Annotated in this window: 12 protein-coding genes; 5 read left to right on the top strand and 7 right to left on the bottom strand. The window is 73.0% G+C overall.

Annotation, left to right across the window (positions count from 1 at the left end; genetic code table 11):
* Positions 1–32: 32 nt before the first annotated feature.
* From DI269_RS21100 to DI269_RS21090, 3 genes are all read right to left on the bottom strand, one after another.
* Positions 33–1,820 carry an ABC transporter ATP-binding protein gene (locus DI269_RS21100; RefSeq protein ID WP_112139494.1) on the bottom strand — a complete coding sequence of 596 codons (1,788 nt, stop codon included), beginning with the start codon at positions 1,818–1,820 and terminating at the stop codon, positions 33–35.
* A 52-nt stretch (positions 1,821–1,872) separates the two neighbouring features.
* A complete protein-coding gene (locus DI269_RS21095) occupies positions 1,873–2,925 on the bottom strand; it encodes a glucose 1-dehydrogenase (RefSeq protein ID WP_112139509.1) in 1,053 nt (350 codons plus the stop codon).
* A 97-nt stretch (positions 2,926–3,022) separates the two neighbouring features.
* Positions 3,023–3,943, bottom strand: a complete 921-nt coding sequence (locus DI269_RS21090; protein ID WP_112139491.1) for an SDR family oxidoreductase — start codon at positions 3,941–3,943, stop codon at positions 3,023–3,025.
* Between the two features lie 110 nt (positions 3,944–4,053).
* Between DI269_RS21090 and DI269_RS21085 the strand changes: the two genes are divergently transcribed.
* On the top strand, positions 4,054–4,620 hold the full coding sequence (locus DI269_RS21085; protein ID WP_112139489.1) for a TetR family transcriptional regulator: 567 nt from the start codon (positions 4,054–4,056) through the stop codon (positions 4,618–4,620).
* Positions 4,621–4,623: 3 nt separating this feature from the next.
* Here the strand turns inward: DI269_RS21085 and DI269_RS21080 are convergent, their stop codons facing one another.
* Positions 4,624–5,688, bottom strand: a complete 1,065-nt coding sequence (locus DI269_RS21080) for a KR domain-containing protein (protein ID WP_112139487.1) — start codon at positions 5,686–5,688, stop codon at positions 4,624–4,626.
* Between the two features lie 40 nt (positions 5,689–5,728).
* A complete protein-coding gene (locus DI269_RS21075; RefSeq protein ID WP_112139485.1) occupies positions 5,729–7,435 on the bottom strand; it encodes a hypothetical protein in 1,707 nt (568 codons plus the stop codon).
* A 193-nt stretch (positions 7,436–7,628) separates the two neighbouring features.
* On the opposite strand from DI269_RS21075, the gene DI269_RS21070 reads away from it, so the two are divergent.
* A complete protein-coding gene (locus DI269_RS21070) occupies positions 7,629–9,116 on the top strand; it encodes a serine/threonine-protein kinase (protein ID WP_157975132.1) in 1,488 nt (495 codons plus the stop codon).
* Here the strand turns inward: DI269_RS21070 and DI269_RS21065 are convergent.
* Positions 9,113–9,955: an FHA domain-containing protein gene (locus DI269_RS21065; protein WP_112139481.1), complete on the bottom strand. Its 843-nt coding sequence runs from the start codon at positions 9,953–9,955 to the stop codon at positions 9,113–9,115. The two genes, DI269_RS21070 and DI269_RS21065, sit on opposite strands and share 4 nt — an antisense overlap.
* A 168-nt stretch (positions 9,956–10,123) precedes the next feature.
* Between DI269_RS21065 and DI269_RS21060 the strand changes: the two genes are divergently transcribed.
* The 3 genes from DI269_RS21060 to DI269_RS21050 are packed head-to-tail and all read left to right on the top strand — an operon-like array spanning position 10,124 to position 13,057.
* The gene (locus DI269_RS21060) at positions 10,124–11,338 is read left to right on the top strand and encodes a cytochrome P450 (RefSeq protein WP_232822850.1); all 1,215 of its coding nucleotides are present in this window, start codon (positions 10,124–10,126) and stop codon (positions 11,336–11,338) included.
* Positions 11,339–11,387: 49 nt separating this feature from the next.
* Positions 11,388–12,338, top strand: a complete 951-nt coding sequence (locus tag DI269_RS21055; protein WP_157975131.1) for a phosphotransferase family protein — start codon at positions 11,388–11,390, stop codon at positions 12,336–12,338.
* Positions 12,335–13,057, top strand: a complete 723-nt coding sequence (locus DI269_RS21050; protein WP_112139477.1) for a hypothetical protein — start codon at positions 12,335–12,337, stop codon at positions 13,055–13,057. The genes DI269_RS21055 and DI269_RS21050 overlap by 4 nt, the downstream gene beginning before the upstream one ends.
* A 3-nt stretch (positions 13,058–13,060) precedes the next feature.
* Here DI269_RS21050 and DI269_RS21045 read toward each other — a convergent pair.
* On the bottom strand, positions 13,061–13,773 hold a 713-nt coding region (locus DI269_RS21045), incomplete at its 5' end, for an Lhr family helicase (RefSeq protein ID WP_456298702.1).

Here is a 13,773-nt window from a genome sequence, read left to right as displayed (position 1 = left end):
AGGGGCGGGCCGCGGGTGCGGCCCGCCCCTTTTCAGCGTGCGCCGGTCTGGGTGAGGTGCATCTGGGCGTAGCGGCCGGCGGCGTCGAGGAGTTGGGTGTGGGAGCCCTGTTCGACGATGCGGCCGCGGTCGAGGACGACGATCACGTCGGCTTGGCGGATCGTCGAGAGGCGGTGGGCGACGACGAGGGTGGTGCGGCCGCGCATGAGGCGGCCCAGGGCCTCCTTGACCAGTTCCTCGGCTTCGGGGTCGAGCGCGGACGTGGCCTCGTCGAGGAGCAGGATGCGGGGGTCGCGGACGAGGGCGCGGGCGATGGCGAGGCGCTGGCGCTGGCCGCCGGACAGGCGCGCGCCCCGTTCGCCGACGACGGTGTCGAGCCCGTCGGGCAGGAGGCTGACGAACTCCCAGGCGTTGGCGTCCTTGAGGGCCGCGGTGATGCGGTCCTGGTCGGCGTCCATGCCGTAGCCGACGTTCTCGCGGATGGTGCCTTCGAACAGGACCGACTCCTGCGGGACGACCGAGGTGAAGCGGCGGGCGGTGCGCAGGTCGAGCTCCTGCATGTCGGTGCCGTCGAGGAGGATGCGGCCCGAGGTGGGCCGGACGAAGCCGAGGACCAGGTTGAGCAGGGTGGACTTGCCCGAGCCGGAGGAGCCGACGAACGCCACGGTGGTGCCGGCCTCGATGTCGAGCGAGACGTCCTGCACCGCTTCGGTGTCGGCCCCGGCGTAGCGGTGCGAGACGCGGTCGAGGACGAGGCGGCCCTCGACGGCGGCGACGGGGCGCTTGCCCTCGTTCTGCTCGATGTCGGGGTCCTGGAGGACCTCGGCGATGGACCGCACGGACTCCATGCCGCGGGCGCCGATCGGGATGAGCATGAGCAGGTTCGTCAGACCCTGCGTCAGGAGCGCGAAGTAGGTGGACAGGAGCACGACCTCGCCGGGGGTGATGGGGAGGAACCCGGTGATGGCGAAGACCGCGGCGAGGCCCAGGCACCCGACGCCGAGGATCTGCATGGTGACCCAGGAGATCGAGGCGACGTGGCCGTTGAGCATGTCGAGGTGGAGCCCGGCGCGGCGGACGCCGTCGGCGCCGCTCGCGACGCGCGAGACGGCGGTCTGCTCCAGGCCGTGGGCGCGGGTGACGGGGATGAGCGAGGCCATCTCGCCGACGCGGGCGGCGAAGCCCTCCATCTCGCGGCGGAACCGCTCGTTGCGGGCGCGCGAGCGGCGCCTGAGGGCGGCGCGCAGGCCGATGGCGATGGGGACGGTGAGCGCGTAGACCGGCAGGAACTGCGGGACGGCGACGGCGGTCATGGTGATCGCGCCGACGAGGACCATCGTGGACGACAGCAGCGGGTGGGTCATCTGCTGGAGCATCTGCTCGACGTTCTCGACGTCGCGCACGACCTTGTTCTGGACGATGGAGGCGCTGGTGCGGGTGTAGTAGCCGATCGAGAGGCTCTGGAGGCGCGCGGCCAGGGCGTTGCGCAGGTCGGCGCCGGTGTCGCGCACGACGGTCATGAAGTTGCGGGTGTAGACGATGTGGTTGGGGTAGTTCTGGACCAGCAGGAGCACGGCGACCGCGAGCCAGCCGAGGACCGCGGTGACCGACCCGCCGGTGGAGACGAGGTCGATGATCGCGGCGGTCACGACCGGGAGGAACCACAGCGGGACCTCCTTGACCGCGAACGCGATGAAGGCCGCGGTCAACCGCCAGGGGCGGCGGGCGAGGAGGGTGAGGACCGAGCGCCCCGGACGGGCACCGTCGAGTTGAGCACGGCCGAGCAGTTCTGCGCTTTGAGCAAGCGCTTTCTTATGCATGGTTCGATCGTACGGACCGCCCGCGCCGAGGGCAATCCCGTAAGGCGGCCCTCTAGCCTTCGATGTCGATGACGACCTTGACTTCGCCTGAGCCGGCGTGGAAGGCACCTTCGAATTCGCTCAGCGGGACGCGCTTGGTGATGAGGCGCTTGAGCCAGGCCTGGTCGGATTCGGCGAGAACCCCGGCGGCGCGGGCGCAGTGGTCGAGGTTGGCGTTGACGGAGCCGACGACGACGTCGTTCTCCAGGACGATGTCGCGGTTGAGGCTGCCCGCGTCGATGTTCATGCGCCGGCCCGCGGGCGAGACGCCGGTCAGGCAGGTGACACCGAAGGCGCCGTTCGCGGCCATCGCGTCGAATACGAGCGCTTCGGAGCCGGTGGCCTCGATGACGATGTCGGGGACGACCTGCTCGATCGCCTTGGGCAGGCCCTCGTAGTGGTAGGTCGCCCCGAGCGCGTGGACGAGCTCCGGCTTGCGGCCGTCGGCGGCGCGGTCGAGGACGTGGACGTCGAGGCCGCGCTGCGCGCCGATGAGCGCGCCGAGGAGGCCGATCGGCCCGGCGCCGGTGACGAGGACCGACTTCGGGTCGAACCACGAGCGCCCGCCGACCTTGTCGATCTGCTCCCAGGCCTTGACGAGCACGCTCATCGGCTCCAGCAGCACGCCGACCTCGGCGAGCGAGGGGTCGAGCTTGACGGCGTAGTCGGCCTCGACGGTCCACACCTCGCTGGCGTAGCCGTGGATCTCCTTGATGCCGCGCTCGGTGTAGTTCCCGTTGCGGCAGTTGTCGAACAGGCCGCGCGCGCACGCGCCGCACGGCTCGGGGTCGGGGCGGCGGACCACCCCGACAACGAGGTCGCCGGGCGCGAACCCGCTGCCCTCGGGCGCCTCGCGGACCCGACCGAGCGACTCGTGGCCGATGATGAGCCGGTCGGCGCCGGGCGGGGCCCAGCCGTACTCGCCGTCGGCGAGCTCCCGGTCGGTGCCGCACACGCCGAGCGCGATGGCGTCGACGAGCAGGTCCCCCGGTCCGGGGACCGGCTCGTCGACGTCGCTCAGCGCCAGCGAACCCTTGACACCGGGCTCGACGGTCAACGCGCGCATGGCGTCCACCTTCCCCTCGCGGATCCGAAACCCCATCAGTATGCGGGCTTCGGGCCGATCTATCCGGCGCTTGGGGAAGTAGCCGTTCGCGCCCTCGTCATGCGGACTTCGCGGCCGCGAAGTAGTGGCCCTTGTCGAGGTCGTCGACGAAGCCGGGGCCGGTCGGGGTCCAGTCGAGGAGCTCGCGGGTGCGGGCGCTGGAGGCGGCGCGGTCGGCGCCGATGAAGCCGGCGAGCCAGCCGAAGTGGGCGGGCGCGTCCTCGGGGGCGATGGGGGCGACGGGGACGCCGAGGTGGCGGCCGACGACGGCGGCGAGGTCGCGGATCGGGACGCCCTCGTCGGCGATGACGTGGAGCGTGGACCCGGCCGGGGCCTTGTCGAGGGCGAGGCGGATGAGTCGCGCGGCGTCGTCGCGGTGGACGCCGGGCCAGCGGTTGGCGCCGTCGCCGATGTAGCCGGCGAGGCCCTTCGTGCGGGCGATGTCGACCATCGTCGCGGTGAAGCCGGGGTCGCCTTCGCCGTGGACGATCGGGAAGCGCAGGACGATCGAGCGGACGCCGCGGTCGGCCAGGCCGAGCGCGTACTCGCCGATCGCGAACCGGGCGGCCGGGCCCGGCTGGCCGGCCTCGACGTCGTGGCCCTCGTCCTCGGCGGTGAGGCCGCCGTTCGACAGCGGGACGCCCGAGGCGACGGCGAGCGCCTTGCCGGTGCCGGCGAGGGCCTCGCCGAAGGCCTCGACGGCGGCGCGGTCGGCGGCGACGGCGTCGTCGAAGCGGCCGGAGAAGGCGATGTCGTGCCCGAACGCGAGGTGGACGACGGCGTCCGCGGCGATCGCCTCCTCGCGCAGGACGTCGAGGTCGTCGAGGGAGCCGCGGCGGACCTCGACCCCCGCCGCGGCGAGCTTGGCGGCGGAGGCGTCGGAGCGGGCGAGGCCGACGACCTGGTGGCCCGCGTCGAGGAGCTCGGCGGCGGCGCCGGAGCCGATCCAGCCGGATGCGCCGGTGATGAAGACACGCATGGGGAGACCTCCTGGTGAGACGGCCGGAATCGTCATCCGACCTGATGTCAGTGTCTGACATCAACCGTAGCACGGTCATGTCAGTACCTGACATCGGTAGGATCTGCGCTATGGGACGGTGGGAGCCGAACGCGCGCGGACGCCTCGAAGAGGCGGCCATGGCGCTGTTCAACGAACGCGGATTCGAGCAGGTCACCGTCGCCGAGATCGCCGGGAGGGCCGGGCTCACCGAGCGGACGTTCTACCGGCACTTCTCCGACAAGCGCGAAGTGCTGTTCCCCGACTCGAACCCGCTCGTCACGGGGTTCGCGGCGGCGATCGAGGACGCGCCGCAGTCGGCGGTGCCGATGGAGACGGTGGCCCTGGTCCTCAAGGCCGTGGCCGCGTTCTTCGTCGGCCGGCACGAGTACTCGCGGCAGCGGCAGGCGGTCGTGAACGCCAATGCCGAACTGCGCGAACGGGAGGCGGTCAAGCTCGCCTGGCTGTCGGACACGCTTGCCGAGGGCCTGCGCAGGCGCGGCGTCACCGAGCCGGGCGCGAGCCTGGCGGCCGAGACGGGCGTGGCGGTCTTCAAGGTCGCCCACGCGCAGTGGGTCGCCGACCCCGAGCCGGGCGACCTCGGCGAGCTCATGCGGCTGGCGCTGATCGAGCTCAAGGCCGTCACCTGCGGCGAGTAGGCCTCAGATCCCCAGCACCTGGTCGAGGCGCGCGGCGCGGGAGGCCATGTCCCCCAAGGGCAGCGGTTCGGCGAGGTCGGGGGCGAGGTCGGCGACGGCCGCCTTCGCGGCGTCGGTGAAGTGGACGGTCCCGTCCGGGTCGACGCGCTCGACGCCGTCGCCGCGGGCCATCTGCTCGTTGAACGCGATCGCGTCCTCAAGGGACTCCCCCGGCGGGAGGTCGAGTTCGACCTTGCCGCCCTCGATGCGGACCGGGTACCCGCCCGGGAGGCCGCCGGGCGCGGGCACCGACCAGCGCAGCGTCTTCCCTTCGGGAAGCAGCGCTTCGAGGACGGGCATCGTGGCGGCGGCGGTGAGGAAGTTCCAGCGCAGGCCCGGGTCGATCGCGTGGCCGCGGTAGGCGGCGCCGTCGTCGCGGCGGCCGTCCTCGCCGAGGTGGACGCGGCAGCGGTCCCCGCTCGCGGGCGCCTCGGAGGTCATGACGCCCGTCAGCTGCGAGTGGTGGCCGACGATGCGCACCAGCGGCGGGATGACGCCGTGCTCCTCCTCGCGCAGGACGGCGCGGACGCGGCGCAGCACCATCCCGGCGTTGCCCAGGCCCAGCGCGGGCGCGAAGCCGATGCGCTCCAGGACCGGGCCGGTGACGTCGGGGAAGGACAGGTTCGCGACCGGCGCGTCGATGCCGGTCTCGCGGACCGCGCGCATCACGTTGAGCACCACCGGGACCTGGTAGGGCAGGCGCAGACCGAGCCCGGCCGCCTCGACCGCCTTCGCGGCCGGGTCGCCGCGTTCGGCCAGCGCCCACGGGCTGCGCAGCGAGGCGCACTGGACGACCAGGTCGGGGCGGGTGCGGTCGAGGAGCGCGGCGACGTCGTCGAGGCGGGTCGCGTCCAGGGGCGCGCCCTCGACGAGGCAGTCGGAGGCGCTCGCGAGGGTCGCGGCCGTCTGGTTCACGTTCCGCTCGGACCGGCTGGCGACGACCAGCCGCCCGACGAACCCGCTCGCGGCGAGGCCGGCGGCGACCCGGTCCCCCATGTCGCCCAGTCCGATGACCAGCACAGTGCTCATGTCCCCGATCCTAGGGGACGGGGCGGGCCGGCGGTCCGGTCTAGTCCACGACGGCCCAGCCGAGGGGGCCGAGGAAGAGCCGCAGCTGCTCGTCGCCGAAGGCGATGGTGAAGGCGCGGGGGCGGCGGTCGAGGTTGGCGACGGCGATGCGGGTGCGGCCGGCGGTGCGGGAGCCGAGGGCCCAGATGTGCGGGTCGGGGGTCTCGGCCCACAGGAGTTCGCCCGCGGACATCTCGTCGAGGGTCTCCAGGACGGCCGCGACCGGGTAGGGATCGCCTGCGGCGGAGCGGATGCCGCGCGGGCCCCACTCCTCGAACCAGGACAGTCCCGCGACGCCGGGGACGGCGAGGGCGGCCGCGGCGGCGATGGTCCAGGCGGCCAGGGGGTCGTCGCCCTGGCGGGGGTCGGCCGCGCCGGTGAACTCGGCGCCGTAGCCGTCGGCGAGGTCGGGACGGGTGGACATGAGCTGGGCGCCGGCGGCGTCGTTGAAGCGGGGCCGCAGGGTGACCGGTCCGATGAGGACCATGCGGCCGCCGGCGTCGGCGACGGCCTGGCGGGCGACCAGGCGCTGCACGGGGACCGATTCGAGGAGCTGCTCGGTGCCGGTGTCGTGGAGCAGGGGCGTGACGCTGAAGGCGAGGACTTCGACGTCGTCGGGGACGGCGGCGAGGTTCCGGTTCAGCTCGGTGAAGTGCGAGCGGGAGCCGCCGACGAGCGGCACGTGGATTCCAGCGTGCGTCAGGGCCGCGCGGAGGGCGTCGAAGACGGCGGCGTTGGTGGTGTGCGTGTCGGGGTCGAAGGCGCCGATGCGCGCGATCGCATGGGGCGCGAGGAAGTCGGTGAGGATCGCGAGGTCCGAGCCGGACCAGGGGACGGTGACGCGCACGTCGAGCGGGAGGCCGGCGGTCGCGGCGCGCTCCAGGGCGGCGGGCCAGTTGGGGGTGCGCAGGTCGAGTTCGACGAGGACGGTGCCGCCGAGGAGCGGCAGGTCGGGGGCGGGGTCGAACTCGGTGCTGGGCGCGGTCGAGGCGCCGAGGGCGATCTCGGGGAACAGGCCGCCGGGGACGAGCGCGATGCGCGGCTCGGGCTCGGGTTCGGCGGCGGGGCCATGCTCGGTGACGGTGACCGTGATCGTCTGGCGCACATGGGCACCGGCGGCGAGCTCGTACGGGAACGGCAGGGTCAGGGGCCGGGAGTGGGTCTGGTAGGAGGCGTCGGTCCAGTTGCGCTGGTCCTCCATCTCGAACACGTCGCCGCCGAAGGCGAGGCCGACGGCGAGGCCGTCGTGCTCCCAGGCGAGGGCGGCGATGTCGAGGACGGGCTGGCGGGGGCTGATTCGGGCCGGGAACGCGGTGTCCTCGGCCGTGCCGTCCGGGTGGCGGGCGCGCAGGGCGGTCCCGGCGAGCTGCGGCGGGTGGAGGGCGACCAGGCCGGTGCGGTTGGTGGGGAAGGTCCGGGTCGCTTCGAGGTCGAGTTCGATCGCCAGCGCGCCGCCGGAGACGTGGGCGGTGAGGGTGCCTTGGAGCGGGGCGCCGTCGCAGCGCAGGCCCAGGCGGAGCGCGTCGGTGTCGTCGAGGACCTCGACCTGCCAGGTCGGGGTGTTCCAGTCCCGGTCGCGGGCGACGGCGCGGACGCTGCGGAGGACGCGGCGGCCGTCGTAGGCGAGGTCGGCGAGTTCGCCGCCGCGCCGTTCGATCGACCAGGGGCCGTGGCGCCAGGTCGCGGATTCGGTCTGCCAGGTGCGCATGCCAGAGGGTAGCCATGCGGCCGCCGGCGGCGCGGGCGGGACGGACTTGTACACGAACGCGCCGGGAGGGGTCCCGGACCTTGTCCCCCACTGCGCACCGGCCGTCTGCTTGTATGGAAGCGGTTTCGGGGGAACCGGTTTCGACCGACTTGTGCCCCCGCGCAAGTCCCCCGCGCACCCCAGAGGTACTTCGATGGACGAGACGACCGACCCGTTCGCACGCATCCGAGAGCGGCTCGCCGAGCTGCTGCCGGGATACCGGCTCGACCCCGAGCCGGTCGGCTCCACCGGGCAGAGCCAGGTGTTCCTCGCCGAGGACCTGCGGCTCCACCACCGCAAGGTCGCGGTGAAGGTCATGGCCGGGTACCTGTCGATGCACCCGGGCTACCGGGAGCGGTTCCTGCGCGAGATCCAGCTGATGGCCGCGCTGGAGCACCCGAACCTCATGTACGTCATCACGGCGGCTTCGCGCGGCGACGACCTGCTGTTCATGGTGATGCCGCGCGCCGAGGACGACCTGCGCAGGCGGCTGGAGCGCGGCGAGATGGCACTGGCCGAGACCGTCGACGTGATCGTGCAGGTGGCGAAGGCCCTCGACTTCGCGCACGAGCACGGCGTGGTCCACCGCGACGTCAAGCCCGGCAACATCCTGTTCGGCGCCGACGGCCACGTGTACCTCAGCGACTTCGGGGTGGCCAAGGGCCGCACCGGGAAGGACCTGACCGCGCTCGGCGAGTACATCGGGACCCGCCGCTACACGGCGCCGGAGGTGTTCAACGCCGGGCCGGCCGACCCGAAGCTGCCCGACCGGCCGATGCTCCCGGCGACGACGCGGGAGCGCGCGGGCGACGTGTACTCCCTCGGCGCGGTGCTCTACCACTGCCTGGCGGGGAAGCGCCCGCTCGACCACCTCGACGACTCCAGTGCGGAGCAGGCCCAGCGGGCGGGCGACATCACGCCGGTGACCGCGCAGCGCGCGAACCTGCCCGCGGCGCTGGATCCGCTGGTGGCCAAGGCGATGCACGTGGACCCCGCGCAGCGGTACCGGACCTGCGGGGAGCTGGCGCACGAACTGGCGCAGACCGTGGGGGTCACCGAGGCGGGCTCGGCGCTGCCGATCCTGCGGGACATCCAGGAGCGCCTGCGCGGCGACCCGCGGCCCGAGCCGGCGGCTGCGGCACCGGCGGCGCGGTCGCGGCTGCCGGGTCTGCTGGTGCCGGTGATCGCGCTGGTGCTGCTGGCGGGGGTGCTGGTGTACGCGGCCTTCGACCGCGACGCGGGCGGCGGCGACGCGGCCGAGGACGGTGGGACTTCGGAGGAGGCGAGCCCGACCGGCGAGGAGACCGGCGGCGATCCGACGATCCCGCCGCCGGTCACCGGCGACCAGCAGGCCGAGAGGCGGCCGGTCGAGGGCGAGTGCGTGACCGCCGACGACGAGACGTGGGTGGTCGTGGCCTGCGATTCGCCGCTGGCCGCGGAGTACATCTACCGGATCGCGGTGAACCCGGAGGACCCCAACCCGTCCCAGCCGGACCACGACGACGCGTCATGGCTGGCGTGCGGCGCCGAAGGGGTCGCCGACTTCGACTACTACTGGAGCGACACCGCCACCGAGAACGACGTGGAGTGGGACCCCGAGACCGGGGTCATCTACTACTTCATGTGCTACCAGGAGGTCTAGGGCTCCTCGCCGTCGTCGAGGCGGTCCAGGTCGGTCGGGTCCAGGGTGGCGCTCTGGAGGAGGGCCCGGATCAGGTTGTCGTTCAAGGCGTTCCCCAGCGGCTCGCCCAGGACCTCGTCGCGCAGGAGCCCGGCCACGCGGTACCGGTAGTCGGGGTGGGAGAGCCGTTCGCGCACGCCGGCGACGACGCGGGCGGCGGTGCCCTCGTTCCAGTTGCGCTCCTCGGCGAACTTCGAGCGGCGCATGTCGTCGGCGACCTGCCGCCACGCGACCGGCTGCGCCCGCGGGAGGCCGAGGAGGTAGCGCTGGCCGAGGGAGGTCAGGACGAGGCGCTCGACCTCGCTGAGCCGGTGCTTGCCGGGGACGGCGGTGTCGTCGCCGGCGGCCCCGTCGTCGGGGGTGCGCCTGCCGCCGATGAGGCGGATCTCCAGGCAGTGCACGGCTTCGGAGAGGTCGCCGATGTAGACGGGCGTGTAGGACTGCTCGATGAGCCGCTCCTGGCCCGCGAGGAGCATGGCGTCGCCGGGCAGGAGCATCGGCAGGCGGCCCTCGTTGCGCATCGTCCACTCCGAACCGTGGCAGATGAGCCGCCCGTGGACGCGGCTGACGCGCTTGTCCTTGACGCCCAAGGGAATGTTGACGTTCCACTCGTCGCGGCCGAAGAGCAGTTCGAACGGCCGGGGAGGCACCACCCAGCCGACCTCCTCGCCGAGCGCGTAGACCGTCCCCAGGGGCGCGGGCGGCAGCGGCTCGGCGCTCGCGGGGGCCTCGGGGACGCCGGCGGCGAGGCTGCGCACCCAGGGCGGAAGCAGTTGCGGGGGAAAGGGTGCGGTGCTCATCGCGGGCGGTCCTCTCAGGCGGTTCGGTGCTGCCTCCGATTATCGCCGCGGCCGCGCGGGACCCCTCTCGCGTGCGGTGGGGGGCTTGCGGACGCACGTATACGTATATTATGGTTATACGTAGAAAGGCACCGCGATTTCCACCGTGATTTCCACCAGGAGGACCCCGTGACCGACACCGTTCCCTACGGCATCCCGCTCGACCGCGAGACCCGCTACGACCCGCCCGCCGCGCTCATGGCGCTCCACCGCGAGGCACCGCTGCGGCGGCTTCGCTACTACCCCGACGGCACGCTCGGCTGGATCGTCACCGACCACCGCCTGGGCCGCAAGGTCCTCGCCGACACGCGGTTCAAGTCGCAGCTGACCGCCCCGATCAAGGTCCCGATCCCGATGCCCCAGATCGAGGCGATGGGCGACTACGAGGGCCCGCTGCCGGTCACGCCCGGCATGTTCATCGAGATGGACGGCGCGGACCACACCCGCCTGCGCCGCAAGCTCACCGGCGTCTTCACCGTCCGCCGCATGCGGCTGCTGGAGCCGCGCGTCGCCGAGATCGTGGAGGAGCGCCTCGACGCCCTGGAGGCGGCCGGCGGCGGCGCGGACCTCGTGGCCGAGTTCGCGCTCCCCGTGCCGGCCCTGGTGATCTCCGAACTGCTCGGCGTGCCCCGCGCCGACCAGGACCGCTTCACCGCCGACGCCGCCACGGTCATGACCATGACCGTCTCGGCGGAGGAGAAGGCCGAGGCGAGCATGCGCATCATGGGCTTCATCGCCGAGCTCGTCGCCGCCAAGCGGGCCGAGCCGCAGGACGACCTGCTCTCCGACCTCGCCGCCGACGCGGAACTCAGCGAGGAGGAGGTCATCGGCATGGCGATGCTCCTGCTCGTCGCCGGGCACGAGACGACCGCGAAGATGATCGGCCTCGGCACCATGGCGCTCTTGGAGAACCGCGACCAGTGGGACCTCCTGCGCGAGCGGCCCGAGTTGATGGCGAACGCCGTGGAGGAGCTGCTGCGCTACGTCGGCGTCATCCACACCGGCATCATCCGCCAGGCCGGGGAGGACTTCGAGTTCGAAGGCGAGCAGATCGCCGCCGGGGAGTTCATGACCGTCTCGGTGCAGACCGCCAACCGCGACGGCGAGCACTTCGACGAGCCCGACGTGTTCAACGTCGCCGGGGATGCCAAGGGCCACATGACCTTCGGCCACGGCGTCCACCAGTGCCTCGGGCAGCAGCTGGCCCGTGTCGAGATGCGCATCGCCTTCGAGCACCTGATCCGGCGCCTGCCGGGCCTGCACCTGGCCGTCCCCGCCGCACAGGTGCCGCTGCGGACCGACCAGAACTTCTACGGCGTCGGCGAGCTCCCGGTGACCTGGTAGCCGCGAAAACCCGTTGGCCCGAGCGGCCGCCGCGCCTAGCGTGGAGGCCGTGAAGACCGCAATCGCCCCCGAGGAGGCCGCGCACGCGATGCGCGGCCTCCTCGGCCGCATCAGCCACTGGACGCCCCTCGCCGAAGGCGAGGTCTCCCAGGCGTTCGCGTTCCGCGCCGACGGCCGCGACCTGGTCGTGCGGATCGCACCGCGCCGCGAGGGCTTCGACAAGGACGCATGGGCCGCCCGGCGGCTGCGCGACACGCCGGTGCCCGTGCCCGAGGTGATCCACATCGGTCCTATTGGGGACGGCGCGTACTGCTGCGTCTCCGAGCGGGTCGGCGGTGCGCACCTCACCGAATCCGATGCGGCGCACCAGCAGCGCATGGCACCGGTCGTGCGGGCGCTCATCGAGGACATCGCCGCGGTCGACCTGGCCGGGTCGACCGGGTTCGGGTCCTTCGACCCCGACACCGAGCAGGGGCTCGCCCCCACGTGGGCGGCGCAGCTGCGGGCGCTGCTCCCGGCGGACTGGGACGCCCTCGGCCATCCCGGCGATACCGCGCTGGCCGAGGAGCTGACCGCGTCCGCGCTGGGCGTCGCCGCAGGGCTGCCGGAGGTCCGCAAACTGATCCACGGCGACCTCGGCCCGGACAACTTCACCGTCGAAGGCGACCGCATCGCGGGCGTCTTCGACTGGGAGGCGGTCATGTTCGGCGACCCGCTGTGGGAACTCGCCCGGTACGTCCTGTGGGCCCCGGTCATGCCGAGCACCCGCATTCAAGCCGACCACGACCTGGACCTCCTGGCCGGCGAGCGCGGGATCGAGGAGCGGCTGCGGTGCCTCGTGGTCGTCAACGGCCTGTGGGCCCTCGACTTCTACCGGAAGACGGCGCAGGCGGGCCCGATGGAGTTCATGCTCAACCGCCTCAACACGTTCCGCGCGGAGCCCCTCCCGATCGACACCGGCAGGCAGGACTACTGGATGCACATCGGACGGCGCCGATGAACGACGCCCTCACCTATGACGGGTTCACCCGCGCCGCGATCGCGGATCCGGCGGTCGTCGGGCTCCTGCTCATCGGATCGCATGCGCACGAGGGGCTCCCCAACGAGCGCTCCGACCACGACCTGTGGGTCGTCATCGGCGACGGAGCGGAGTCCGATCTTCAACGGCTGCAAGGGTACCGAAGTTCGGTGCTCGACCTGGAGTTCTTCTCGCCGGAACGGTTCCGCGCCGCGGCGGGGCCGGGGTACTGGCGGTACACCGTCGCCCGCGGGCGGGTCCTGCTCGACCGGTTGGACGGCGGCATCGCCGCGATCGTGGCCGCCGCGCAGCGCCTCGGCGCGGAGGAGTCGCGCGCGCTCGCGGCCGAGCGCCTCGACGACTACGTGAACATGCTCTACCGGTCGGTCAAGAACCACCGCGACGGGCGGCTGCTCGCGTCGCGGCTCGACGCCGCCGAGAGCCTCGGATACCTGCTGGAACTGCTGTTCGCGATGGACCGGCGGCCGCGGCCGTACAACAAGCACCTCGAATGGGAGCTCGAACGGTTCCCCTTGCCGGACTGGCAGACCGCACGGTTGTTGGAGGCGCTGAGCGAGGTGCTCACCGGCGACGTCGGGTTGCAGCGGCGGTTGTTCGTGCAAGTGGAGGAGAAGGCCCGGGCCGCGGGGCACGGCGACGTCCTCGACGGGTGGGGCGCCGAGCTCGACCTGCTGCGCTGATGCTCAGGGGCGCAGGCGGAAGCCCTGCGGCGTCGCGTGGAACCCGGCCGCCTGCAAGGCGGGGGCGAGCGGGGAGGCCGGGGCGTAGGCGTCGTTGACGCGTTCGATGTGGAGGACGCCGGTGCGTCCGGCGCGGACGGCGTCGGCGAGGGCCGCGGTGGCGGCGGTCAGGCGCGGGTCGTCGGCGAGGTCCGTTGCGGGCCAGGCGAGGAGGCTCTTGCCGCCGCGTTCGAGGTAGAGGGCGAGGTCGCCGCCGACGAGGACGACGAGGGACCCGGCCTTGCGGCCGGGCTTGTGGCCTGAGGCGGAGTCGGGCCAGGGCAGGGCGGCGCCGTAGGCGTTCGCCGGGTCGCCGGCGGCGAGGACCACTGCCGGGCCCGGTTCGCGGCGGGCGGCGAGGCCGCGGAGGCGGTCGACCGCGCCCTCCATGGCGAACTGGGCCGCGCCGAGGCCGTCCACGATGTAGCCGCGGCGGGCCTTCCCGGACTCCTCGAAGGCCGAGAGCACCCGGTAGACCTTGGCGAAGCCGCCTTCGATCCCTTCGGCCGCAACGGCACCGCGGGTGACCACGCCGTGCCGGTCGAGGAGGGTGTGGGCCAGCGCGTGGGCGCGGACCGTGGGGTCGGGTTCGGGCGCGGGCAGGAGGGACCAGCGACCCGCGACGGTGGGGCCGCTGGCGGGGGCCGGGTTCTGGAGGCCGCGCCAGCCGCCGCCGT

The sequence above is a fragment of the Glycomyces dulcitolivorans genome, assembly GCF_003265355.1.
Taxonomy (GTDB): Bacteria; Actinomycetota; Actinomycetes; order Mycobacteriales; family Micromonosporaceae; genus Glycomyces; species Glycomyces dulcitolivorans.
Note: the sequence above shows the minus strand (reverse complement) of the source record. Positions and strands in the feature narration are given on the sequence as shown.